The 24261-nt window shown below is 66.1% G+C and carries 25 protein-coding genes; 6 read left to right on the top strand and 19 right to left on the bottom strand.

Annotation, left to right across the window (positions count from 1 at the left end):
* Positions 1-19: 19 nt before the first annotated feature.
* Positions 20-907, top strand: coding sequence for a hydrogen peroxide-inducible genes activator (locus tag GGR13_RS03150; RefSeq protein WP_183211986.1), 888 nt, complete (start codon positions 20-22; stop codon positions 905-907).
* A 3-nt stretch (positions 908-910) separates the two neighbouring features.
* Here the strand turns inward: GGR13_RS03150 and GGR13_RS03145 are convergent, their stop codons facing one another.
* The 7 genes from GGR13_RS03145 to GGR13_RS03115 form a co-directional block, all read right to left on the bottom strand.
* The gene (locus GGR13_RS03145; protein WP_183211985.1) at positions 911-1537 is read right to left on the bottom strand and encodes a glutathione S-transferase family protein; all 627 of its coding nucleotides are present in this window, start codon (positions 1535-1537) and stop codon (positions 911-913) included.
* Between the two features lie 70 nt (positions 1538-1607).
* Complete coding sequence (locus GGR13_RS03140; RefSeq protein WP_183211984.1) at positions 1608-2660, bottom strand: ribonucleotide-diphosphate reductase subunit beta; 1053 nt, start codon at positions 2658-2660, stop codon at positions 1608-1610.
* 169 nt (positions 2661-2829) lie between these two features.
* Positions 2830-5010, bottom strand: coding sequence for a response regulator (locus GGR13_RS03135; RefSeq protein ID WP_183211983.1), 2181 nt, complete (start codon positions 5008-5010; stop codon positions 2830-2832).
* 25 nt (positions 5011-5035) lie between these two features.
* Positions 5036-5599 (bottom strand): TMEM165/GDT1 family protein, encoded by a 564-nt coding sequence (locus tag GGR13_RS03130; protein ID WP_183211982.1) that lies wholly within the window; start codon positions 5597-5599, stop codon positions 5036-5038.
* A 108-nt stretch (positions 5600-5707) separates the two neighbouring features.
* Positions 5708-7021 carry an acetyl-CoA hydrolase/transferase family protein gene (locus tag GGR13_RS03125; protein WP_183211981.1) on the bottom strand — a complete coding sequence of 438 codons (1314 nt, stop codon included), beginning with the start codon at positions 7019-7021 and terminating at the stop codon, positions 5708-5710.
* 82 nt (positions 7022-7103) lie between these two features.
* Positions 7104-8282: a carboxynorspermidine decarboxylase gene (locus GGR13_RS03120; protein WP_246347645.1), complete on the bottom strand. Its 1179-nt coding sequence runs from the start codon at positions 8280-8282 to the stop codon at positions 7104-7106.
* Positions 8283-8295: 13 nt separating this feature from the next.
* Positions 8296-9501: a saccharopine dehydrogenase family protein gene (locus GGR13_RS03115; protein WP_183211980.1), complete on the bottom strand. Its 1206-nt coding sequence runs from the start codon at positions 9499-9501 to the stop codon at positions 8296-8298.
* 252 nt (positions 9502-9753) lie between these two features.
* Here GGR13_RS03115 and GGR13_RS03110 point away from each other — a divergent pair, with 252 nt between their 5' ends.
* Positions 9754-9924: a hypothetical protein gene (locus tag GGR13_RS03110; RefSeq protein ID WP_183211979.1), complete on the top strand. Its 171-nt coding sequence runs from the start codon at positions 9754-9756 to the stop codon at positions 9922-9924.
* A complete protein-coding gene (locus tag GGR13_RS03105) occupies positions 9896-10180 on the top strand; it encodes a hypothetical protein (protein ID WP_183211978.1) in 285 nt (94 codons plus the stop codon). The genes GGR13_RS03110 and GGR13_RS03105 overlap by 29 nt, the downstream gene beginning before the upstream one ends.
* Here the strand turns inward: GGR13_RS03105 and rlmN are convergent.
* Positions 10177-11331, bottom strand: coding sequence for a dual-specificity RNA methyltransferase RlmN (gene rlmN / locus GGR13_RS03100; RefSeq protein ID WP_183211977.1), 1155 nt, complete (start codon positions 11329-11331; stop codon positions 10177-10179). The genes GGR13_RS03105 and rlmN overlap by 4 nt on opposite strands.
* Before the next feature lie 164 nt (positions 11332-11495).
* Here rlmN and GGR13_RS03095 point away from each other — a divergent pair, with 164 nt between their 5' ends.
* Complete coding sequence (locus tag GGR13_RS03095) at positions 11496-11675, top strand: DUF1508 domain-containing protein (RefSeq protein ID WP_183212285.1); 180 nt, start codon at positions 11496-11498, stop codon at positions 11673-11675.
* Here the strand turns inward: GGR13_RS03095 and rimM are convergent.
* The 5 genes from rimM to groES all read right to left on the bottom strand — a co-directional run bounded on the left by rimM (position 11672) and on the right by groES (position 16812).
* A complete protein-coding gene (gene rimM, locus GGR13_RS03090; protein WP_183212284.1) occupies positions 11672-12199 on the bottom strand; it encodes a ribosome maturation factor RimM in 528 nt (175 codons plus the stop codon). The two genes, GGR13_RS03095 and rimM, sit on opposite strands and share 4 nt — an antisense overlap.
* Before the next feature lie 126 nt (positions 12200-12325).
* Positions 12326-12880, bottom strand: a complete 555-nt coding sequence (rpsP, locus tag GGR13_RS03085; RefSeq protein WP_183211976.1) for a 30S ribosomal protein S16 — start codon at positions 12878-12880, stop codon at positions 12326-12328.
* A gap of 21 nt (positions 12881-12901) precedes the next feature.
* A complete protein-coding gene (gene ffh, locus GGR13_RS03080) occupies positions 12902-14428 on the bottom strand; it encodes a signal recognition particle protein (protein ID WP_183211975.1) in 1527 nt (508 codons plus the stop codon).
* 331 nt (positions 14429-14759) lie between these two features.
* Positions 14760-16412, bottom strand: coding sequence for a chaperonin GroEL (groL, locus tag GGR13_RS03075; RefSeq protein WP_183211974.1), 1653 nt, complete (start codon positions 16410-16412; stop codon positions 14760-14762).
* Between the two features lie 115 nt (positions 16413-16527).
* Positions 16528-16812: a co-chaperone GroES gene (gene groES, locus GGR13_RS03070; RefSeq protein WP_013267610.1), complete on the bottom strand. Its 285-nt coding sequence runs from the start codon at positions 16810-16812 to the stop codon at positions 16528-16530.
* 289 nt (positions 16813-17101) lie between these two features.
* Between groES and GGR13_RS03065 the strand changes: the two genes are divergently transcribed.
* The gene (locus GGR13_RS03065) at positions 17102-17500 is read left to right on the top strand and encodes a hypothetical protein (protein WP_183211973.1); all 399 of its coding nucleotides are present in this window, start codon (positions 17102-17104) and stop codon (positions 17498-17500) included.
* Between the two features lie 54 nt (positions 17501-17554).
* Here GGR13_RS03065 and GGR13_RS03060 read toward each other — a convergent pair whose 3' ends face one another.
* Positions 17555-17920 (bottom strand): bleomycin resistance protein, encoded by a 366-nt coding sequence (locus tag GGR13_RS03060; protein ID WP_183211972.1) that lies wholly within the window; start codon positions 17918-17920, stop codon positions 17555-17557.
* Positions 17921-17929: 9 nt separating this feature from the next.
* Positions 17930-19528: a glucose-6-phosphate isomerase gene (gene pgi, locus GGR13_RS03055; protein WP_343060296.1), complete on the bottom strand. Its 1599-nt coding sequence runs from the start codon at positions 19526-19528 to the stop codon at positions 17930-17932.
* 123 nt (positions 19529-19651) lie between these two features.
* Between pgi and GGR13_RS03050 the strand changes: the two genes are divergently transcribed.
* On the top strand, positions 19652-20125 hold the full coding sequence (locus GGR13_RS03050; protein WP_183211970.1) for a hypothetical protein: 474 nt from the start codon (positions 19652-19654) through the stop codon (positions 20123-20125).
* Here the strand turns inward: GGR13_RS03050 and GGR13_RS03045 are convergent, their stop codons facing one another.
* The 4 genes from GGR13_RS03045 to GGR13_RS03030 all read right to left on the bottom strand — a co-directional run bounded on the left by GGR13_RS03045 (position 20126) and on the right by GGR13_RS03030 (position 24062).
* Complete coding sequence (locus GGR13_RS03045; RefSeq protein WP_183211969.1) at positions 20126-20797, bottom strand: redoxin family protein; 672 nt, start codon at positions 20795-20797, stop codon at positions 20126-20128.
* A gap of 23 nt (positions 20798-20820) precedes the next feature.
* Entirely contained in the window at positions 20821-23028 is a 2208-nt protein-coding gene (locus tag GGR13_RS03040; protein ID WP_343060285.1) for a protein-disulfide reductase DsbD family protein, read from the bottom strand.
* Between the two features lie 106 nt (positions 23029-23134).
* Entirely contained in the window at positions 23135-23584 is a 450-nt protein-coding gene (locus tag GGR13_RS03035; protein ID WP_183211968.1) for an OmpA family protein, read from the bottom strand.
* Positions 23585-23717: 133 nt separating this feature from the next.
* Positions 23718-24062 carry a YMGG-like glycine zipper-containing protein gene (locus GGR13_RS03030; RefSeq protein ID WP_183211967.1) on the bottom strand — a complete coding sequence of 115 codons (345 nt, stop codon included), beginning with the start codon at positions 24060-24062 and terminating at the stop codon, positions 23718-23720.
* Positions 24063-24261 lie beyond the last annotated feature (199 nt).

Here is a 24261-nt window from a genome sequence, read left to right as displayed (position 1 = left end):
TTTTCGCTATGGATGTCGAATGCTCCCGACCCTGCGTCAGCTCCAGTATCTGAAACTCCTGTCCGAGCATGGCTCATTCAGTCGCGCGGCCGAGGCGGCGCACGTGAGCCAGCCCGCCCTCAGCTCGGGCGTGCAGGAGCTGGAGCGGATCCTCGGCGCCCCGGTCGTGGAGCGCACGCGGGGCAACGTCCAGCTCACCGCGGTCGGGGCAGAGGCCTGCCGAAGGGGCGAGGATGTGCTCGCGCGGACGGAGGATCTGGTCGAGGCGGCGCGCAATGCGGGGCGACCGCTCTCCGGGCGTCTGCGCATGGGTATCATCCCGACGGTGGCTCCCTTTCTTCTGCCCGCGACCCTGCCGGCGCTGAAGGCCAATCATCCGGCGCTTCGGCTGTTCATCCGCGAGGACCTGACGCCCCGCCTGATCGCCGCCCTCAAGGCCGGACAGCTGGATTGTGCCGTCATCGCCCTGCCGTACGAGGCCAGCGGCATCGACCATGCCCGGATCGGTGACGACGAGATCCTTGCGGCGGCTCCCGTCGGCCATCCTCTGGCCGCTCCCGGCCCGATCCAGCCCGGGTCGCTGAAGGCGGATGACCTGATCTTGCTCGAGGATGGCCACTGCCTGCGCGATCAGGCCCTCGCCGCCTTCGACATCAACATCCCGCGCGGCGACGATGTCTTTGCCGCCACCAGCCTGCATACGCTCGTGCAGATGATCGGCTCGGGCCTCGGGGTCAGCTTCCTGCCCGAGATGGCCGTGCGGGCCGGTCTGGCCGACAATGCCAATGTCGTGATCCGTCACATCGCGGCAGATGCCCCGCGCCGCGAAATCGTGGTGGCCTGGCGAACCGGATCCAGCCGCGCCGCCGACGCCCGGCTTCTCGCCGAGGCCATGCGTCTGGACTGAGGCTCAGTCCGGTTTCGGCATCAGGGCGTCATCCAGGGCCCGGGCCCTTGCGGCGGCCGGTCGACCGCCGATCCGCGCCGCATAGTCGATGAAGGCCGGGCGGTCGGGCAGGGACTTGAACATCAGCCCCCACTGGATCTGGCTGCCGACATAGACGTCCGCCGCCGTGAACCGGTCGCCGCAGATGTAGTCACCCTCGCTGACGGCGCGCTCCAGAGCCCCCACAACGTGGTCGAAGGTGCCGTAGCCGGCCATCCCCTGCTTGTCCTCGGGGGCCAGAAGTCCCAGGGATTTGGCGGTCACCGCAGCCTCCATCGGCCCGGCGGCAAAGAACATCCAGCGCAGATAGGTCCCACGCCCGGGATCACCGAGCGCCGGGGCCAGTCCGGCCTGCGGAAAGGCGTCGGCCAGCCAGGCGCAGATGGCCGCACATTCCGTGATGGTCACACCCTGCCAGGTCACGGCGGGGACCTTCCCCATCGGATTGACCGCCAGATACTCAGGCGACTTCATCGTGGTGCCGTATTCCAGGATCTCGGTCCGATAAGGCTGACCGACCTCCTCGAGCATCCAGCGGACGATGCGTCCGCGTGACATCGGATTTGTGTAGAAGACGATCTCGTCGGTCATGGCGCGTTCCCCCGTGCTTGAAGAGAACGTAGCCGGAACACGCCGGTCTGGCGAGTCCCGGCCCGTGAATTCAGTTCGGGACCAGGCTCATGTCGCGACGGGCCATCATCTTGTCGAACTCGCCCCAGACGCCGTCCGCGCCGTGCCAGGACCCCTGGGTCGCGGCCTTGGAGTATTCCGTGGCGCGCGCCTCGAAGAAATTGGCGTGCTCGACGCCCGACAGCAGCGACTGGAGCCACGGCAGCGGGTTCTCGCGCGAGCCGCCGTAGAGTTCCGGCAGCTGCAGCTGGCGCAGGCGCCAGTCGGCGATGAAGCGGATGTATTTCTTGATGTCGTCCGGCACCATGCCGTTGACCGGCCCCATCTCGAAGGCCAGGTCGATGAATTTGTCTTCCATCTCGACCACGGTACGGCAGCATTCGACGATGTCGCTGGCCACGGACTTGGTCACCGCACCGGTTTCCTGGTTGAAGGCGTGGTAGAGCTTGATGATGCCCTCGCAGTGCAGGCTCTCGTCACGCACCGACCAGCTGACGATCTGGCCCATGCCCTTCATCTTGTTCTGGCGCGGGAAATTCATCAGCATGGCGAATGACGCGAACAGCTGAAGCCCTTCGGCAAAGCCGCCGAACATGGCCAGGGTCCGCACGATGTCGGCGTCGGTCTCGACCCCGAACTTGCCCATATAGTCGTGCTTGTCCCGCATGGCCTCATATTCCATGAAGGCGCCGAACTCGCTCTCGGGCATGCCGATCGTCTCGAGCAGCAGGGCGTAGGCCGCGATATGGATCGTCTCCATATTGCCGAACGACGCCAGCATCATCTTGACCTCGGTCGGTTTGAACACCCGACCGTATTTTTCCATGTAGTTGTCCTGCACCTCGATATCGGCCTGGGTGAAGAACCGGAAGATCTGCGTCAGCAGGTTCCGCTCGCCGTCGTTCAGATTGGCCGCCCAGTCCTTGCAGTCCTCGCCCAGCGGCACCTCTTCGGGCATCCAGTGGACCTGCTGCTGCTTTTTCCACATGTCGAACGCCCACGGATAGCGGAAGGGCTTGTAGGCGGCTGACGCGGTCAGCAGGCCCGGCGCGTCGGCCCGGATGATCGGCGTGTGGATGGTCATGGTGGTCCCCGCATGGCACGTCGAAACAGGCGTTCACCATGCGGCCAACTTCATCCGTCAGCAAGTCCAAAAGCGGCTATGTAGCGGTCAATTTTGTCGCGGACACCAGATGTAGCGTGGAGCCTGCAGGGATCTGGGGACGATCCTGGGGACGGGCCGCTCGGGCCGCTTAGGCGGCTTCGGCGGCTGCCGTCGCTTCGGAGTCCGTCATCACCCGGTCTATAGCGGCATAGAGAGCGGTATGGGTGATCGGCTTGGCCAGATGCCCGTTCATGCCGGCAGAAAGACAGCGCTCGGCGTCCTCGGGCATGGCATCCGCCGTCACGGCGAGAATCGGAACCGTACTCGACGGCGCGCCCAGAGCCCGGATGGCGCGTGTCGCGGCCAGCCCGTCCATGCGGGGCATGCGTACATCCATCAGGATCAGATCAAAGGACTGGGTCTTCGCCATCTCGACGGCCTCGAGTCCGTCGCAGGCTTCCACAATCTCGGCGCCGGTCGGTGCCAGCATCAGGCGCGCAACCTCGCGATTGCCTGAATGGTCATCGACGACCAGTACCCGGGGCGGGGCAACCCTGGGGCCGTCGTCCACCGCCTTCATCGCCGCACTGTCGACCTGTGCTTCAAGCGCCGGCAGGAGCAGGGTGATGGTGAAGGCTGACCCGTGGTCGGCGCGACTTTCGACCGTCAGGCGACCACCCAGTCGCTCGACCAGCTGTCGCGCGACGGCCAGCCCGAGACCGGCACCCACATGGTCGCGAGCGATGGAATCATCGCTCTGGACAAAGGGGTCAAAGACATCCGGCAGGATGGCGACGTCGATGCCGCATCCGGTGTCGGACACGGTCAGGGTGAGCATGTCCCCATCCCGCGCGGCATGGACCAGGACGTGGCCGACCCGGGTGAATTTCACGGCGTTGTCGACCAGTTTGTGGATGGCTTGTCGAAGGCGTTTGGCGTCCGTCCAGACTGGCAGGTCTGCGCCCGGATCGATCTCGATCCGAAGGGTCAGGCCCTTGAGCTCGGCGATCTCGCGGAAGGGTACAGTGGCCTGGGCCAGAAGATCCGGCAGATGCGCCCGACCCAGACACAGGGCGTCGGTGCCGCGCGAAACCTGCAGCACGTCCTCGACCAGCACCAGCAATGCGTTTCCGGCCTCCTGGATGAGATCGGCCTGGCGGCGGGCATCGGCCTTGAGGTCCGATCTGCGTCCCAGCACCTCGGCATAGCCGACGACGCTGTGCAGCGGCGTGCGCATCTCATGGCTCATCAGGGCCAGGAAGCGCGACTTGGTCGCCGCCGACTGTTCCGCCTGGCGACGCGCGACCTGAGCCGCCAGAGTCCGGGCTTCGAGCCGCGCGATCAGGCGACGCCGCTCGGACATCAGGGTGCTGAGCGGCACGGCGGTCAGGATCAGGACCAGAAGGAACAGGTAATAGAGGCTCAACCGCCTCTGAAGATCCTGGACGGATTCGAGGCCGGCAATGTCCAGCAGCCGCGTCATCATCACGGGCCCTTGCCCGGAGAGCGAGCCGATCGCCCCGATGATGGCCACGATCATGATCGAAGCCGCGACCCAGGGCGGCGAAAGGCGAAACACGATCAGCACGATCGGCGGAAAGACCAGAAAGAGCAGTGGCGCAACGTTCTGGCTGAACACCCCGGTCGTCACGACCGTCAACAGCAGCATCAGGCCGGCAACTTCGAGGCGTGAGGCCTTGGCGACCCCCCGGAAGCGATGGGCGCGGGCGATGAGAAGCAGCGTGGGCGTGACGATCAGCAGGCCCAGCAACTCCATTCCGAAGTAGCGCTGCAGGGTAAAGATATAGACCGGCAGGCTATAGTCCCGCACAGCGGCCGCCAGACTGACCATGATCACGGCCGATGCCAGAACGGCGGGCAGAATGGCCAGAAGGCTCACGGCGAACAGACGGCGTGGACGACGCAGGTCCAGGGCCGCTCCGCCGACGCGCCGCACCAGAACGGCGGCCAGCACGACCTGGAACAGGTTCATCACCGGGTTCAACAGCAGGAACGGCATCGGATCGCCCCGCCAGAGATTGCTGGCCAGATTGATCGCGAAACAGACCGCCACCGTTCCGATGGCCTGACGACGATGCAGCTGCAGGAGGGCGGCCAGCATCACGCCATTGGTCGGCCAGATGACGATTTCGCCAAAGGTCCGGGCGCTCCAGAGTCCGACCAGGATGCAGACGCAGTACAAGGCCACATAGGCCAGGGGCGGCGGTCCCGCCGCCTGTCCCGCCTCGTGTCTGAACAGTCGCCAGCGACCCTTCATCCCGCCCAATCCCCCGTGAACATTCGGCTGCCCGACGGGCCTGATGGTCAACTGTTGATAACCTAGATCAAAACTCCTAACCGAACACCAAGACCCAGAGACCGGTCAAAGCAAAGCCAGCCGCCGCCGCCAGCCGGATCCAGGCCAGCGGAAGTTTGCGTGCCGCGACCTCGCCCAGCAGGACAGCGGGGCCGTTGACCAGCATCATCCCCAGGGTCGATCCGGCCAGGACGGGCAGGACGGTCTCGAACCGGGCGGCCATCATGGCGGTGGCGACCTGGGTCTTGTCGCCCATCTCGATGACGAAGAAGGCCGCAGTCGTGGTCCAGAAGATGCCCATGAAGGTCTTCTCGACGACCTCGGCCTTTTCCTCGAACTTGTCCGGGATCAGGGCCCAGGCTGCAAAGCCCAGAAAGGCGATGCCGACCACCCAGCGCAGCCACTCCCCGTCCATGAACCGGGCCAGCACGGAGCCGGCGATGGCGGCGAACAGATGGTTGGCCAGGGTCGCTGCCAGAATGCCCAGGATGATCGGCAGCGGCCGCCGCCAGGTCGCCGACAGCATGATGGCCAGCAGCATGGTCTTGTCGCCGATCTCCGCAATGGAGACGAGGCCGGTCGAGATCAGGAAAGCTTCCACGGCAGATGCACTTTCGGGCCCTCCCAGCGAGGACCGGCGGCGCGTCTAGGCGGCTCCGCACACTCGTGCAACCCTGTTAGCCAAGGCTGAAATCTGGAGCCTTTTCGTTCAGATCAGCCCCTGCTGGCTTGCGGCCTGCTGAAGGCCATCGCGAAAATCTGGATGGGCCAGGCCGATCAGGGCCATTGCCCGGTCCGAGGATCCCAGACCCTTCAGATCCACGCGGCCGTATTCGGTGACGACGATGTGGGTGTCGTTGCGCGGCGTGGTCACCGGGCCTGCCAGCCGGGGCACGATCCGCGAGACGGTCCCCTTCGCGGCCGTCGCATGACAGGCGATGATCGAACGCCCGCCGTCGGACCGGTAGGCACCGCGCACGAAGTCCAGCTGGCCGCCGGAGCCCGTGAACTGGCTGCCGTTCAGATATTCGGAACAGCAGGCCCCGTGCAGGTCGATCTCCAGGGTCGCATTGACGGAAATCATCCGGTCGTTCCGGGCGATCACGGCGGGATCGTTGGTGTAGCTGACCGGATGACCTTCCAGATCCGGGTTCTCGTGCAGGTGATCATAGGTGTCCTGATCCCCCATGCAGAAGGCGAAGACTGCCTTGCCGGGGTGCAGGGACTTGCGAGCGCCGTTGACGACACCGGCCTTCATCAGGGCGACCAGGCCGGGCGTCATCATCTCGGTGTGGATCCCGAGGTCGCGATGGTCGTGCAGGGCGGCGCAGACAGCGTCCGGCAGGGCCCCGATGCCCATCTGCAGGGTCGATCCGTCCTCGATCAGCCCGGCAATGATCCCGCCGATCAGGGTGTCCGCCGGCTGGGGCGCAGCCTTCGGAACCTGCAGCAGGGGCACGGCATGCTCGACCAGGGCCGTGACCTGGCTGACATGGATGGTGCAGTCGCCGAACACGCGCGGCATGTGGGGATTGACCTCGAGGATCACCCGCTTCGCCGTTCTGGAGACCGGCTGGTTGTAGTCGGTGTTGGTGCCGAAGCTGAAGTAGCCCTCTGCGTCCATGGGCGAGACCGTGGTCAGCAGGGTGTCGACGCCGATCTCGTGGGTCAGCAGGCGCGGCGTCTGCTGGAAGCCGGTGGGGATCAGCTCCACGACCCGCCGACCGTCCGCCCGGGCCTGCACCTCCAGCGCCCGCTCGACCTTGCCGTAGAACAGGCTGTTCGGCTGGATCCGGTCCATCAGGTCGTAACGGAGCACGGTGTCGCCCGCGATGGCGGTTGACAGCAGATAGTAGAGCCGGAGCCCCTCCACCTGCCGCGCCTCGGCCCGGTCGGCGAGGGCCTTCAGGATGGCCGGTGGCTGCGACACCCCCAGCCCCATGGCCACACGGGCCCCTGAGGGGATCAGGGCCACGGCCTCGGCGGCGGACATGAGGCGCGCGGCATACAAGGCTTGGGTCATGATCGGCTCCGGTCGGCTGTCCGGACGGTATCAGACCCTGCGGTCCCACAAAGCCATTAGCCAATGGTCGGGTATCGGCCCCTCAGGACAGCCTGTCGCGGAATTCCGGATAGTCGAAGGCCCGCACGACCCTCAAGGCGTCGGTGTCACTGTTCCAGAGCGCGATCGCGGGCAGGGGGACGCCGTTGAAGGTGTTGGTCTTGACCATCGAATAGTGGGCCTGATCGAGGAAGGCGATGCGGGTGCCGGGCGCTGGCACCGAAGCGAAGCCGTAGTCGCCGATGATGTCCCCGGCCAGACAGGACGGCCCGCCCAGCCGGACCGCGACCCCGTCCTCGACCTCGTTCAGCATGGCGGGTCGGTAGGGGGCCTCGATCACATCGGGCATGTGGCAGGTGGCCGAGATGTCGACGATGCCGATGGCCTGGCCGTTTTCGAGGGTGTCCAGCACCTCCCCGATCAGGATCCCGGCATCCAGCGCAATGGCCTCGCCCGGTTCCAGATAGACCTGGACGCCATGGCGCTCGTGAATGCCGCGCAGCAGGGCGACCAGGTCGTCGCGCCGGTAATCCGCCCGGGTGATGTGATGCCCGCCGCCGAGGTTCAGCCATTTCAGCGATCGGGCGACGCCGGCGATCTTGGGCTCCAGCGAGGCCCAGAGCCGCTCCAGCGGCTCATAGCCCTGTTCGCACAGGGCATGCATGTGCAGGCCGTCAACGCCTTCCAGATGCTCCGGGCGTAGCTGCGACACCGGAAAGCCCAGCCGCGAGCCGATCTGGCAGGGGTCGTACTTGGCGACCTCGGCCTCGGAATGTTCGGGGTTCAGCCGCAGGCCGATCTCGAACACGGCCCCACCCGCCCGCGCTTCGGCGATCAGGTCCGAGAACTGCGCCATCTGGCCCGGCGAGTTGAAGATGACGTGGTCCGACAGGGTCAGGACCTCCATCATGTCGTCGCGCTTGTAGGCGGGCGAATAGGTGCTCAGCTCGCCCCTGTAGTGTTCGCGGGCCAGCCGCGCTTCCCATAGGCCGGAGGCACAGCATCCGTCCAGATATTCGCCCACCACATCGGCCAGCGACCACATCGAAAAGGCCTTGAGCGCCAGCAGGACCCGGGCGCCGCTGCGGTCCCCGATGTCCTTCAGGATCGCCAGGTTCCGGCGCACCGCGACCTCGTCGACGACAAAACAGGGCGACGGCACCCGGTTCAGGTCGAAGCGTGCGAAGGCACCGGGATCACCGGCCTGGGTCTGCATAGCCATCAAACGGTCCGGGTCAGAAGGCGAGCGGGGCGTCGAGATCCTGCACCTTCCAGGGCAGGCCGTGGCGGTTCAGCATGTCCATGAAGGGATCGGGATCCAGCTGCTCCATGTTGAACACGCCCGCCCCCGTCCACTGACCGGTCAGCATCAGGGCCGCCCCGATCATGGCCGGGACGCCGGTGGTGTAGCTGACCGCCTGGTTGCCGGTCTCGGCATAGGCCTCTTCGTGGTCGCAGATATTGTTGACGTAGACGGTGCGCGCCACGCCGTCCTTCTCGCCGGTGGCGATGGTGCCGATATTGGTCTTGCCGCGCGTGATCGGGCCCAGCGACGAGGGCTCGGGCAGCAGGGCCTTGAGGAACTCGATCGGGATGATCTCGCGGCCCTGGAACATCATCGGCTCGATCCGGGTCATGCCGATGTTCTCGAGCACTTCCAGATGCTTCAGATAGGAGTCGCCGAACGTCATCCAGAACCGGATCCGCTTGATCTCCGGATAGAATTTCGCCAGCGATTCCAGCTCTTCGTGATACATCAGATACATGTTCTTCGGCCCGACCTGGTCGAAGTCGAAGACCTGTTTGTGGCTCAGGGCCGGACCCTCGACCCACTGGCCGTTTTCCCAGTGCCGCGACGGGGCCGTCACTTCACGCAGGTTGATCTCGGGATTGAAATTGGTCGCGAACGGCAGGCCCGTGTCGCCGCCGTTGCAGTCCAGAATGTCGAGCGTGTCGATCCGGTCCAGCAGGTGTTTCTTCGTATAGGTCGTGAACACCGAGGTGACGCCGGGGTCGAAGCCGGAGCCCAGCAGCGCCATCAGGCCCGCCTCGCGGAAGCGGTCCTGATAGGCCCACTGCCATTTGTATTCGAATTTCGCCTCCTCGCGCGGCTCGTAATTGGCCGTGTCGAGATAGTTCACGCCGGCCGCCAGACAGGCGTCCATGATGTTCAGGTCCTGGTAGGGCAGGGCCAGGTTGACGACCAGCGCCGGCTTTACCGCGCGGATCATGGCCGTGGTCGCGGCCACATCATCGGCATCCAGCGCCGCGGTGTCGATGACGACACCGGTCCGGTCCTTCACCGAGGCGGCGATGGCGTCGCATTTCGACTTCGTGCGCGACGCCAGGGTGATGTGCGAAAAAATGTCGGCGTTCATCGCCATCTTGTGGACCGCGACCGATCCGACGCCACCGGCACCGATAACCAACACCCTGCTCATTCACGCACTCCTGACGGCTCGACCACGACGGACATGCCGTCACTATAAGGGGCGGGGCTCATAACATGATGACAGTCGCGGGGCTAACTGCGGCGGGCAAACAATCCGCGAAGCAGTCTACCAATAATGGTGTTTGAAGATATTCTCTATCCTGGATAGGTTTGTGCCTATTGGATCGGTGTGATCGGGGGGTCTTGAATGGTCAAATCTCCCGGTAGGCTTTCCCGCCAGATGGTGAGTCGAGGCTGGACCATGGCTCAAATCGAGGAAGCCCTCTCCCTTGGTGAGCGTCATATGGCGGTCAGTCACGAGACAGGTGGCACGGCCACGCGCTATGTTCATCCACAAACAGGGCGATCCGTCGTGATCGACGATGCCTCGGGAGGCGTGATCCATGTCGGCGGCGATGGTTTCATCTACTGAAATGAGCACGGTCCACGTGCGCCTGCTGGATGAAGGCACGGACGTCTGGCGACCTGTCGCGGCGGAGCGACTGGGCGAAACAACATATCGTTTGGCCAGCATCCCCGTGCCAGACGACGAAACGTGGAGTTTTCAGCCGGGCGACATCGTGGTCGCCGAGCGCAGCAGCCATGATGACGATGCACCTTTGATCGCCGTTGCCAAGGCCACGGATTTCGACGCACCCTCATGGGATGCTCGTCGCAGGGTTGCTTAGGCCGCCGCCTTCTCCGCGCGCCGGACACTGGCGCGGATCTTTTCGCTTTCGGACTTCAGCTGGCCGCAGGCCGCCAGGATGTCGCGGCCCCGGGGCGTCCGGATCGGCGAGGCATAGCCCGCCTTGTTCAGGATCGCGGCGAAGCGTTCGATCGTCTTCCAGTCCGAGCACTCGTAGTCCGTGCCGGGCCAGGGATTGAACGGGATCAGATTGACCTTGGCGGGGATGCCCTCGATCAGCTTGACCAGGGCGCGGGCCTCGTCCGGGCTGTCGTTGATGCCCTTCAGCATGACGTATTCGAAGGTGACCCGGCGGGCGTTGGAGATGCCTGGATAGGCCCGGATGCCGTCCATCAGCTGGGCGAGATCGTATTTCTTGTTCAACGGCACGAGGACGTCGCGCAGGGCGTCGTTCGTGGCGTGCAGGCTGATGGCCAGCATGGCCTGGGTCCGCGTGCCCAGCGGCTCCAGCATCGGCACGACGCCGGAGGTCGAGACCGTGATCCGCCGCCGCGACAGGGCGATACCCTCATTGTCCGAAATGATGTCGATCGCGTCCGAGACGTGGTCGAGATTGTAGAGTGGCTCGCCCATGCCCATGAAGACGATGTTGGACAGGCGACGGTCTTCCTTGGGGGACGGCCATTCTTCCAGATCATCGCGCGCGACCTGGACCTGGGCCACAATTTCGGCGGCGGTCAGGTTGCGGACCAGGGCCTGGGTGCCCGTGTGGCAGAAGGTGCAGTTCAGGGTGCAGCCGACCTGGGACGACACGCACAGGGCCCCGGCCCGGCCGACGTCGGGAATATAGACGGCCTCGACCTCGATGCCCGGGGCGGTGCGGATCAGCCATTTGCGGGTGCCGTCCTTCGACACCTGGCGCTCGACGATCTCGGGCCGGGCCAGGGTGAAGGCGGCGGCCAGTTTCGCCTGGGTGTCCTTCGCCACGTTCGACATGGCGGCAAAGTCGGTCACCCCGAAATGATGGATCCAGCCCCAGACCTGGCTCGCGCGCATCCGCGCCTTGTCCGGCGGGCAGATGTCGGCGTCGATCAGGGCCTGACGCAGGCCTTCGCGCGTCAGTCCGGACAGATTGACGGGAGGCCTGGGGGCAGAGGCTGTAGCGCGTGACAGATCGAGCGTGATGCTCAAGACGAAGATCCTGAAAAACGGGGAAGACAGGACGATAGCACAGATCACGGCGGGTGTCGCATCACCGCCGGGTCGCATCCCCGTTTGCGGCATATCCATGATTGACGAGAAGCGTCACTGTGGCAGTTTACGCCCCGGTCGATCGTCGACCCGTGGAGGCGGACGTGGCGCACAAATTCGAGATCTACAAGGACAAGGCCGGCGAGTTCCGGGTCCGGTTCAAGTACAATTCCGAGACGATGTTCTCGACCGAGGGTTATGCCTCCAAGGCGTCCGCCAGGAATGCGATCGAGTCGATCAAGAAGAATGGCCCGGACGCGCCGATCGACGACACCACCGACTAGTCCGGCTCGCGCTCGCCGACTTCGGTCGGACGCACGGCCAGCAGCCAGCCGTCCGACAGATGCAGGTCGGGAACGCAGACCTTGGTGAACGGCAGATACCAGGTCTGGCCCCCGGCGGCCGGGGTGATCTCCAGCATGTCGTCGGCGCCGAAATTCTGCACCGCACGAACGGTGCCGAGGACCTGCCCTTCAGGATCGCGGGCCTCGACCCCGATAAGGTCGGCCAGATAGAATTCGTCCTCGTCCGGGGCCGGGAACCGGTCACGGGGGACATAGAGCTTGAGCCCGCGCAGGGCGTCGGCCTGTTCCTTGGTCTGGATTTCGGCGGCGCGACCGACGATGCCCTCCTTCGTCGGACGGGCGGAACTCAGCGTCAGGCCAGGTGAGCCGTCCGCACGGAGCAGGGGGCCATAGGCCCTCAGGGCCAGAGGGTCGGCGGTGAAGGCCGTGACCTTGACCTCGCCCTTGACACCAAAACCTCCGCCGACCTGGCCGACGAGGACGAGACTGGATTTTTCGGTCATGTCGAGGAACCCGTTCATCCGCTCATCCCGGCGAAAGCCGGGACCCAGTTCTATCGTATGGCAGCGCGTTCAAGGCAAAAGCACTGGGCCCCGGCTTTCGCCGGGGTGAGCGGATAAAAAGAGGGATCAGGCCTCGGTCTTGTCTTCGGCAGCGGGCTCTTCAGCGGCCGGAGCCTCTTCAGCAGCGGCTTCCGGTGCGGCCTCTTCTGCAGCAGGCTCTTCAGCCGGCGGTGCGTTCTTGGCAGCTTCAGCAGCAGCGGCGGCTTCTTCCTTGGCCTTCTGGGCGGCTTCAGCGGCTTCGATCTTGGCAGCGGCCTCGGCTTCGGCACGGTCGGCCTCGCGCTGTGCGCGCTCGGCAGCACGTTCCTGGGCCTTCTTGCCCGGGGTGCCCTTGTTCGGGTTGTTGGACTGGCTCCACTTGACCTTGCCGGCCAGGCTTTCGTCCTGCGAGATGAAGCGCGCGACGCGGTCGGTCGGCTGGGCGCCCTTGGACAGCCACTCCGAGATCCGGTCGGCCTTCAGGCTGACGCGGGGCTTTTCGCCGTCGCGCGGCAGCATCGGGTTGTAGGTGCCGACGCGCTCGATGAATTTGCCGTCGCGGGGAGCGTGGCTGTCGGCAACGACGATGTAGTAGTAGGGACGCTTCTTGGCACCACCGCGGGCCAGACGAATCTTAAGCATTTTCAGTCTCTTTCTGGGTAATCAGTTTTTCTTGGGAGGGAAGCCGGGCAGGCCGGGAAGCCCTCCCGGCATGGAACCGCCGCCCAGGCCGGAGAGCCGGTCCTGGAGGGCTTTCATTTCGTCTGCACTGGGCTCGATCTTGCCGCCGCCCAGCGCCTTGAGGCGGGCCATGTCGGGTCCGCCCATGCCGCCACCGCCGCCGAGGCCACCCATCATGGCGGCCATCTGCTGCATCTTTTTGCCGCCGCCCTTGGACATCGACTTGACCATGTCGGCCATCTGCCGGTGCTGTTTCAGCAGGCGGTTGATGTCCTGCACCTCGACCCCGGCACCGGCGGCGATCCGCTTGCGGCGGCTGGCGTTCAGGAGGTCAGGCTTCTTGCGCTCGGCCTTGGTCATGGAGCTGATGATGGCTTCCTGACGGGCGATCATCCGGTCGTCGATGCCGCTGTCGGCCATCTGGGACTTCATCTTGGCCACGCCGGGCAGCATGCCCATGATGCCCTGGAGCCCGCCCATCTTCTTCATCTGCTGAAGCTGGGTCGCCAGGTCGTTCAGGTCGAACTGACCCTTGGACAGCTTGCGGGCCATCGCCTCGGCCTTGGACTGGTCCAGGTCCTGCGAGGCTTTTTCGACCAGGGCGACGATATCGCCCTGGCCCAGGATACGGCCGGCCACGCGGCGGGCGTCGAACACGTCGAGCGCGTCGACCTTCTCGCCCGAGCCCATGTATTTGATGGGCAGGCCGGTGACGGCCCGCATCGACAGCATGGCCCCACCACGACCATCGCCATCGGCGCGGGTCAGGATCAGGCCGGTCAGCGGCAGGCGCTCGTGGAAGGCCTTGGCCGTCCGCACGGCGTCCTGACCGGTCAGGCTGTCGGCGACCAGCAGGGTCTCGACCGGGTTCGACACCCGGGCGACCTCGGCCACCTCGGCCATCAGGGCCTCGTCCAGGGTGATCCGGCCGGCGGTGTCGAGGATCAGGACGTCAAAGCCCTGGAGTTTGGCCGAGGTCAGGGCCCGCTTTGCGATCTGGACCGCGCTCTCACCCGCCACGATCGGCAGGGTGGCGACCTCGATCTGCTTGCCCAGCGTGGCCAGCTGCTCCATGGCCGCCGGACGCCGCGTGTCCAGCGAGGCCATCATGACCTTCTTGCGATCGAATTTCGTCAACCGCAGCGCCAGCTTGGCCGAGGTCGTCGTCTTGCCCGAGCCCTGCAGGCCGGCCATCAGGATCACGGCGGGCGGGGTGGCATTGGTGTTGAGCGGCGTCGGCTCCTCGCCGCCCAGCATCTCGATCAGACCGTCATAGACGATCTTGATGACCTGGTCGGCGGGCCGCACCGAGCGGATGACCTCCTCGCCGGTGGCACGCTCGGTGGCGAAGGCGATGAAGTCCTTGACGACCGGCAGGGCGACGTCGGCCTCCAGCAGGGCCACGCGCACCTCGCGCATCGCCTCCGCCACGTCCTTCTCGGACAGGGCGCCGCGACCGGTGATCCGGTCGAAGACGCCTGACAGTCGCTCGTTCAGAGCCTCGAACATTCGCTACCTCATGGGGCGGGTGACGCGGCTCCATACGACAACGGCCCCTGGCGACGCTCACGTCGGCAGGGGGTTCTCGCCGGGCTCGTTCTTTGTGGGCTATCGGTCTTGCGGCCTGCCTGAGCCCGAAGGGCTGTGCTCAGGCAGCGCGGAGCGCGACAGCACCAGGAAAGAGGTCGTCCCGGTGGAGACGCGAGGTTCACTTGCGCCGGAAGCGCGGGCTTATGCGGGAAAAGGGCGGCAAAGGCAAGGCGGAGGCCTTCGGCCAGCGAAAAGGGCGGGTCCGTTGCCGGACCCGCCCCCTGTTCGTTCAGACGGATCTGAGCGAGGACTAGAAGTCCATGTCGCCCATGCCGCCCATGCCGCCACCGCCGTGGCCACCGGCACCGCCGGCCGAGGCCTTCTTCGGTGCGTCGGCAACGGCCGCTTCGGTGGTGATCAGGATGCCGGCCACGGAGGCAGCGTCCTGCAGAGCCGTGCGAACGACCTTGGCAGGGTCGATGACCCCGGCCTGGATCATGTCGACATACTCTTCGGTCTGGGCGTTGAAGCCGTAGGTGGGCGAGGGGTTCTCGAGCACCTTGCCGACCACGATCGAACCTTCGACGCCGGCATTTTCCACGATCTGGCGGATCGGGGCCTGGATGGCGCGACGGATGATGGCGATGCCGGCGGTCTGGTCGGCGTTGTCACCGGTCAGGCCTTCGAGCGCCTTGGTCGCCTTCAGCAGGGCGATGCCGCCGCCGGGGACGATGCCTTCTTCAACGGCTGCACGCGTGGCGTTCAGGGCGTCGTCGACGCGGTCCTTCTTCTCTTTCACTTCCACTTCGGTCGAGCCACCGACGCGGATGACGGCAACGCCGCCGGCCAGCTTGGCCAGACGTTCCTGCAGCTTTTCCTTGTCGTAGTCCGAGGTGGTGTCCTCGATCTGGCGCTTGATCTGGCTGATACGGGCCTCGATCGCGTCCTTCTCGCCGACGCCGTCCACGATGGTGGTGTCGTCCTTGGTGATGGTGACCTTCTTGGCCTTGCCGAGCATGTCGATCGTGACGTTCTCGAGCTTGATGCCGAGGTCTTCCGAGATCACCTGGCCGCCGGTCAGGACAGCGATGTCCTCCAGCATGGCCTTGCGGCGGTCACCGAAGCCCGGTGCCTTGACGGCAGCGACGCGCAGGCCGCCACGCAGCTTGTTGACCACCAGGGTGGCCAGGGCCTCGCCTTCGATGTCCTCGGCGATGATCACCAGCGGACGACCCGACTGGACCACGGCTTCCAGGATCGGCAGCATGGCCTGCAGCGACGACAGCTTCTTCTCGAACAGCAGGATGAGGGGCTCTTCGAGTTGAACCTCCATCTTGTCGGCATTGGTGATGAAGTAGGGCGACAGGTAGCCGCGGTCGAACTGCATGCCTTCGACGACGTCCAGTTCGGTTTCAGCCGTCTTGGCTTCCTCGACGGTGATGACGCCCTCGTTGCCGACCTTTTCCATGGCCTTGGCGATCATTTCGCCGACCTCGGTGTCGCCGTTGGCCGAGATGGTGCCGACCTGGGCGATCTCGGAGTTGGCGCTGACCTTCTTGGAGGTCGACTTGATCTCGGCGATCACGGCGGCGACAGCCTTGTCGATGCCGCGCTTCAGATCCATCGGGTTCATGCCGGCGGCGACGGACTTGAGGCCTTCCTGCACGATCGACTGGGCCAGGACGGTTGCGGTGGTGGTGCCGTCACCCGCCTTGTCGTTCGTCTTGGACGCGACTTCGCGGATCATCTGGGCGCCCATGTTCTCGAAGGCGTCTTCCAGCTCGATCTCTTTGGCGACCGAGACGCCGTCCTTGGTCGAGCGCGGGGCGCCGAAGGACTTCTGGATCACGACGTTGCGGCCCTTGGGACCCAGGGTCACCTTGACGGCATTGGCGAGGACGTTGACGCCGCGCAGCATCTTCTCGCGGGCATCGGTAGAAAACTGAACTTGTTTGGCAGCCATGAGGCAGCTCCTTCAAAGTAGGGGTTTGGGTTTGGTGATCAGGGATGGCCGGGATCAGCGGCGGCGGCGAACCGGTGTCGGTCGCGCCAGCCGCTCATCGCCGGCGACGGATCACTCAGAGGACGCCGAGAACGTCCGACTCTTTCATGATGATCAGGTCTTCGCCTTCCAGCTTGACCTCCGTGCCCGACCATTTGCCGAACAGGATGCGGTCGCCGGCCTTCAGTTCCAGGGCGTTGACCGTGCCGCGCTCGTCACGGACGCCGGGTCCGACGGCGACGACTTCGCCTTCCTGGGGCTTTTCCTTGGCGGTGTCGGGGATGATGATCCCGCCCTTGGTCTTGGATTCTTCTTCAACGCGCTTGACCAGCACGCGGTCGCCGAGGGGACGAAACGCCATCTGTGTGTTCTCCGGTTTGGACTCAGGATTTTTCCGCCAGCACCCGGGCCACCGACTTTTGGCAGCCGGACCCCGAGAGTGCTAACGCGCCCTGCAAGTAGGGTCCGGCCCTTGCAGCGTCAAGCTCGGCTTCGGGAAGCAGGGTGGTGAATTTTTGATGACGCGGCCCGCCAGGGGGGGGGCGACATGAACGTCCGGTGAATGGTGGCCTGCAGGAACGTTCAGCCAGCGGACGCTACAAGGGCCGCATCAACGCCGGGTTCGGCGTCCCGAAAAAAGGAGACCGATCATGAAGACCCTCAGCACATTCGCCGTCGGCACCCTTGCCCTGACCCTGATGGCCGCCAGCCCCGCCTCGGCCCAGAACCGCGATCGCGATGACGGCACGCGCAATGCGATCCTGGGCGCCGTCGTCGGCGGCATCGCTGGCGCAGCCATCGGCAATGGCGACACGACCTATATTGCGGGTGGCGCCCTGGCCGGTGCCGCACTCGGTGTAGGTGTGTCGAGTGGCCGGTCGGACTGCGACTACTACCGCGGTGGCCGCTGTTACCGGAACCAGGGACACTGGGAGCGGGAGCACAACATCAACAGTCGGGATGGCTACAATCGCCGGGAAATCCGCCGCTATGAGCGACAAGAGCGTCGCGATACGCGCCGGGACTATCGCTACGACCGTCGCTGGTAGTCGTCAGGCCAGCAGAAGAGAAAGGGGGCCTTTCGGGCCCCCTTTTGCTGTCGGTCAGTCCCTGTTCTCGACGAGCCTGAGCAGGGTCCCGTCGGGGTCGATCAGATAGGCGATCCGCATGCCGCTGGCCTCGACCGTAGCAGGATGCAGGCGGGGATGGCCGGTCCTGGCCTCGGGCACGCCCGCGGACACCGCCGCCGCATAGAGCGGATCGATAGCATCGAGGCGGAGGCAGCAGGAAAAGCTGCTCGAGAACGGGTCCAGGTCCGGATAGGGGAAGAACTCCAGCATCAGCTCGCCGCGCTCAAGGATCATCCAGCCGTCGTCACGCCAGCCGGTCTCGAAGCCCAGCGCACCATAGAATTCGGCAGTCGCATCGAAGTCCCGGGCCGGCAGGTTGGGCGTGGCGTGATCGGCCATGTCGAGACCTCAGATCAACCGGCTCAGAAGCCCGGCTGTCGAGGGATCGAGCGCATCGGAGGGCCCGCCGGCCGCGACGTCCTTCAGGATGGCCTTGGCCAGCACCTTGCCCAGTTCGACCCCCCACTGGTCGAAGCTGTTGATGTCCCAGATCACGCCCTCGACGAAAGTCTTGTGCTCGTAAAGCGCCAGCAGGGCCCCGACGGTCTCCGGCGTCACCCGTTCCATGACGATCGCGGTCGAGGGGCGGTTGCCGGGGAAGGTCTTGTGTGAGGCCAGCCTATCGGCCTCGGCCGTATCCGCGCCGGATGCGATCAGTTCGGCGTGCGCCTGCTCCGTCGTCTTGCCGAGCATCAGGGCCTGCCCCTGGGCCAGGGCATTGGACCAGAGCGGGCTCTCCGGAGCGTCCTCATGGGTCGCCCGGACGATGACGAACTCGGCCGGCACGACCTGGGGTCCCTGATGGATCTGCTGGAAGAAGGCGTGCTGGCCATTGGTGCCAGGCTCGCCGAATACGACGGGGCAGGTCTGGCGCGTGACAGGCGATCCGTCGCGATGGACCCGCTTGCCGTTCGACTCCATCTCCAGCTGCTGCAGGAAGGCCGGCAGGCGCCGCAGGGCGTGGGCATAGGGGGCAACGGTCCGGGCGGGACGGCCAAGGCCATCGACGTTCCAGATCTGCGCCAGGGCCATCAGGACCGGCGCGTTCCGGTCCAGCGGCGCTTCGGCAAAATGGTCGTCCATGGCGGCCGCCCCGGCCAGCAGGCCGTCGAACACGTCGGGCCCCAGGGCGATGACGCAGCTCAGGCTGACGGCCGACCAAAGCGAGTATCGCCCGCCGACCCAGTCGCGGAAGGCAAAGGTCCGGGCACAGCCAAAGGCCTTTGCCCGGTCCGGCGCAGCCGTCACGCCGATGAAATGCCGGTCTTGACCGTCTTCGGGCAGGGCTGACGCCAGCCAGGCCCGGGCCGCCTCGGCGTTGGCCAGGGTTTCCTGGGTCGTGAAGGTCTTGGACACGACGATGACGAGGGTGGTTTCGGGATCCAGCCCGGTCAGGGCCTCGGCCATGTCGCGCGGATCGATATTGGCGACGAACCGCAGGTCGATCGCGGGGGCAAGCGGCCTGAGCGCGTCCCAGACGACACGCGGCCCCAGATCGGATCCGCCGATCCCGATATGGACGATCGCAGTGAAGGCTTTCCCGGTCGCACCGGTTTCAGTGCCGGCGCGCACCGCTTCGGCATAGGCGGCCATGTCGGCGCGCACGGCATCCACTTCCGAAGACACCGCCTCGCCAAGCGCATGGAAGTTGCTCCCTCGTGCAGCCCTCAGGGCCGGGTGCAGGACCGCGCGGCCCTCGGTGCCATTGATGGCCTCGCCGGCGAACAGGGCGGAGCGACGGCCCTCGACATCGGCCGCGCGGGCCAGATCGAGGCAGGTCCCGAACGCCTCGCGGGTCCAGCTCTGTTTCGACAGGTCGAGATACAGTCCGGCGGCCTCGACCGTCATCCGCGCCAGCCGCCCGGGGTCGGCGGCGAACTGATCCACGATCCGGGCCTGACCGTCACGCGCCGCAGCAGCGTCGAAGGCGGACCAGGCGTCGGCGATTGGGGTCTGGGTGGACAGGGTCATGGGCAGCTCGATCTAGCACGGCTTTTGCAGGGCGGACGCAAGGGCTCGTTTACGTCTGGGGCCTAAACCGTTTCAATCGAAGAATCCGGGAATATCGTCATGTCTTGCAGCCTGGCCCTCGCCGTCTCCCTGCTGCTCAGCGATCCTGCCGTGGCGGTTGCCGCTGCCCAGCCCGCTTCGGCCACCGCGCCGGCTTCGGTCGCCAGCGAGCCGCTGTTCGCCGATATCGTCGCCCGCTCTGGTGGGCTGAAGGCCGTCGTCGATGGCTGGATGGCCTCCGGTGCCGCCGATGCCGAAGGGTTCACCGCCAGCCCCGTCTTCACGGGCTTCAAGGCCCAGATCGTCGAACTGGCGGCGCGTGACCTGCAGGGGCATCTGGTTCTGAAGGACCGCGGCACCGACGGAGACCTGAAATGCATCCTGCGCGGCATCTCCGAGGACATGCCGCTCAAACTGGCCGCCGTCGAAGGCGCAGCGTCCAAGGCCGAGCGTGACGTGGCGCTTTCGGAGCTGTCCTATCTGCTCAATGACAACGTCGAGGTCATCACCGCGCCGCCTCAGCCGGAAGTCTGATCAGGCGTCGGTGCCGGCGTATTTGATCGAACAGCCATACGGCTTGGCATAGGCGGTCTGGACCGGCCGCCCGGCCTCGATGTCGGTCAGGGCCGCGCGGACGAAATTGTTGGCTCCGGCCAGATCCTCGACTTTGTTGGTCGGCCGATCATCGATCCCGCCGGTGAACAGGATGCGGCCTTCGGTATCGATCACCCGCATGTCCGGTGTCGTCACGGCACCGAACCGCTTGCCCACCTCGCCGGTCGGATCGAGCAGCAGGTGCGATGACCCGGCCTTGTTCCGGGCCTTCCAGGCGCGCGCCGCATCGCCCTCGACATAGCCCTGGGCCCCGGGCTCGGACGAGATGATGGTCAGCCAGACCACGCCGTCGGCCACGGCCTCGGCCTGCAGAGCCTGCATAGCGCCGGCGGAATAGTGTTTCTGGACATAGGGACAGCCCTCATTGGTCCATTCGAGGACGACGGTCTTGCCGCGGAAATCGGCCAGCGAGCGCTCGACGCCGTCGCTGTCGACCAGGGTGAAGGCCGGGGCCGCTTGCGGCTGGCCCGGGGTGGCCGCTGTGGCTGCAGCGGTCTCGGTTGTGGCAGATGCAGCCGGGGCCTCGGCCTGATTGCAGGCGGCGAGCGTCAGGATGGCGGCGACAGTGGCGAAGGCAGGGATGCGGATCATGGTCGTCTCCTCTGTGAAGATCGTCAGGGTTTCAGGGCGTCGATGACGACCCCCTCGGTCAGCAGTTGCGGCAGGATCTCGGGTTCCGGCTGGCCGGGTCGGAACACCAGATACAGGGGGACGCCCGATCGTCCGTGACGCTCCAGTTCGCGGGTGATGGCGTCATCGCGCGAGGTCCAGTCCCCGACCAGATAGACGGCATTCGCGGCCGTCATCGCCTCGGCAACCCGGGCCGAAGACAGCGAGGTCCGCTCGTTGATCTTGCAGGTCACGCACCAGTCGGCGGTAAAATTGACGAGGACCGGACGGCCTTCGCCCTGCGCGGCTGCGACGGCCGCTTCGGACCAGGGCCGGGAGGGCAGGCTTGTCGAGCGTTCCGCAGTTTCGGTCGTGACGGGCCGCAGGGCTGCGACACCTGAAAGCGCCATCGCGGAAAACAGCGCAAGGGCGGCGGTCACGGAGGCCAGCACGGCCGTTCGTCCTTCCGCCCGGGCCTGCTGCCTCAGGCCCCAGAGATAGAGGCCGAAGGCCAGAAGCAGGCTGGCCGCCAGCAGCAGCGCCAGGCCGTCGCCGCCGACCTGACGCGAAAACACCCAGACCAGCCAAAGACCCGCGCCGTACATCGGAAAGGCCAGCAGGCTTTTCAGACGGTCCATCCACGGACCGGGACGCGGGAGTCTCTGCAGCACGGCGGGCGAAAGGCTGATCGCGAGATAGGGCAGGGCCAGCCCCAGTCCCAGCATCAGGAACACGGCCAGCGCCATCGGGGCTGGCATCAGCAGGGCGGCACCGAGCGCGAAGGCCATGAAGGGGGCGGTACAGGGTGCGGCCACGACCACGGCCAGCACACCGGTAAAGAAGGCTCCGGCACCGCCGGACAGGCGTGAAAGGGGGCCATTGCCCGCCCCCTGAAGTGATGCCCCGATGTGAAAGACGCCGGACAGGTTCAGCCCGATTGCCAGCATCAGCAGCGACAGGGCGGCGATCACGCCGGGCGACTGAAGCTGAAAGCCCCAGCCGATCGCTTCGCCTCCGGCCCTCAGGAGCAACAGCGTGCCCGCCAGCAACAGGAACGTGACCACAACCCCGGCGGTGAAAGCCAGGCCATCGCGGCGCGCCTCGCGGGCATCATGTGCCGATCCGGCAAGGGACGCGGCCTTCATGGCGAGGATCGGAAACACGCAGGGCATCAGGTTCAGGATGAGCCCGCCCAGCAGGGCAAACAGGGCGACCTGCAGGAAGGCGATGATCGACGTCGGCTCGCCGGTCGCGCTGCTTTCCGACAGATCCAGCGCTGATCCGCCGGCAGCTCCCGGCAGGGCGGTGCCGGGCGTCGCGACGATCTCCCAGGCCCCGGCGTCCGTGGCCAGAACACCGCTGATCGGACCGGTCAGGCCGTTCGCCCGGATCTCGCCGCCAATGGGCAGTTGCAGGGTGACGCCCCGGGGACCGCGCTCGCCCGGCTGGGGGGCGGGATGGTCGATCACGCCGCCCCGGTCGGGGAAGAACCAGGCCCGTTCGAACGCGGCACCGGAAAGCGGCCCACCCGTCGCCGTGAGCCGCAGGGTCTGGCCTTCCAGGGTCACGCGGGCCTCGATCCCGGCAGGACGGGGTGCCGTCTCGATAACGGTCTGGATTGCGGCACCGAAGCGGTCGTCGAGCGGAGCCGCGCCGGCGCGGATCGGCAGGTCCAGCCTCAGCGTCAGCTCGTCCGGCACGCACATCTCGTCGCTGCACACCAGGAAGAGCGCGCGCGTGACGAGGGCGATCGTGGTCCCCGGTCTGGCGTTGGCCGGGATCTCGACCGGAACAGGCAGGAAGACCTCGCCCGAATAGCCATAGTTCATCAAGGTCGCGAGACGCTGACGCTCGGGCAGAGGCCAGACGATTTCTCCGGCCCTGACGCCGGCCGGCAGAGACCAGTCGAGGGTGGTGGGGCCGCCGGAGTCACCCGGATTGCGCCAGTAGGTGTGCCAGCCGGGCTGGATGACCTGCCGGACGGCGACGATGGCGGTCGAGCCGGGTGCACCCCAGGCCGACATCGCCACCAGCTCCGCTTCGATCCTGTCCGTGCGCCTGGGACCCGCGAGCGTCTCCGCGGCCGAGATGGGCGAGGCCGTCGGGACGGGCTGTGTGAGCGCGACCGGCGCGAAACCGGCAAACACACACAGGCTGATCAGAAAGGGCAGCAGTCGGGACAAGCGGGCAGGTTCCAGGACGATTGCGGTCACGACCCTAGCCGCCCCGAGAAGATCGGGCCATCACAATGGGCGAAGGGTCGCAGGCGGCGCTTCGCTCAGGCCGGGCTGGACGTTACGCAGACGGGCGCGCGTTCCGTCAGAGCGGCGCGGCCGTGACGATCACTTCGGTCCGACGACGCAGAGGCTCGGCCACCCCGGGGGCCACGGTGGCACCCTGCCCGCCTGCTGCCGCAACTTCGAAGACCGGCGTCGGCCAGCCGGCGGCCGCCAGGGCTTCGGCAACGGCCGTGGCGCGCCGCTGTGACAGGGTCTGGTTCAGGCTGGCCGCACCGCTGGCGTCCGCGAGGCCGATCACCTGCACCCGCTGGATATCGCATCCCTGCAACTGGGTCGCCGTGAGGCCAATCACCTGACGCGCCGTTTCCGTCAGTCGCGCCTCGCCGTCGGCAAAATAGACTTCGAAGGTCTGGGATCGACAGTCCGTGGGAGCGGCGACGATGGACTCCCGCGCCGGGGCCCTTCCGCTGGCACAGGCTGACAGACCGGCAATCGCAGCCGCCGTGGCGGCAAGAATGACAAAACGCATCGTGTATCGTTCCCTGTCACCTGGCTCCCGGCCAGGCCCCGCAAATTCAACGCCTCAACGCATGAGGGCGGCCCGTCGTCGACGGACCGCCCCCAGACCCGGCTGACCGCGATCAGCTCAGGAAAAGTTCAGCCTACTGGCGACGGCGACCGTCTTCCCAGTAGCACTCGGTCTGACGGTTGTCGTAGCAGTAGTAGTATTGGCCTTGCGAGCCATAACGCTGCTGGTTGCGACGGTCCTGGTTCGAACCGCGGATGGCACCGGCGGCGCCGCCGGCGAGGGCGCCGATGGCGGCGCCGGTTCCGGCGTTGCCGCTGCCGACGTTGTTGCCGATGATGGCACCGGCGACGGCGCCGAGGCCTGCGCCGATGGCGCCCTGGCGGCCGGTTTCGCTAAGGCCGGTGTTGCCGTACGGATCGGTTGCGCAGGCCGAGGCCAGCAGACCGGCAGCGCCGATGGCGATGATTGCGAGTTTCATGACGAGATCCCTTTTGGGTCTGGAGAAAGTTCGAGCCCCCATGCCGCATCAACGCAGCTTCACAATGACTGTTCCCTGAACGACCAGATGAACCTCGAACCGGTGACCGGAGCAGATGGCCATAGTTCGATTGTGGTGCCAATAGTCACGCTTGCGGCGGAACGGTCCGCCAAGGCGGGCGTTCGGGGGCGATGAGCGA

It is taken from the genome of Brevundimonas variabilis, from assembly GCF_014199945.1.
Classification (GTDB): domain Bacteria; phylum Pseudomonadota; class Alphaproteobacteria; order Caulobacterales; family Caulobacteraceae; genus Brevundimonas; species Brevundimonas variabilis.
Note: the sequence above shows the minus strand (reverse complement) of the source record. Positions and strands in the feature narration are given on the sequence as shown.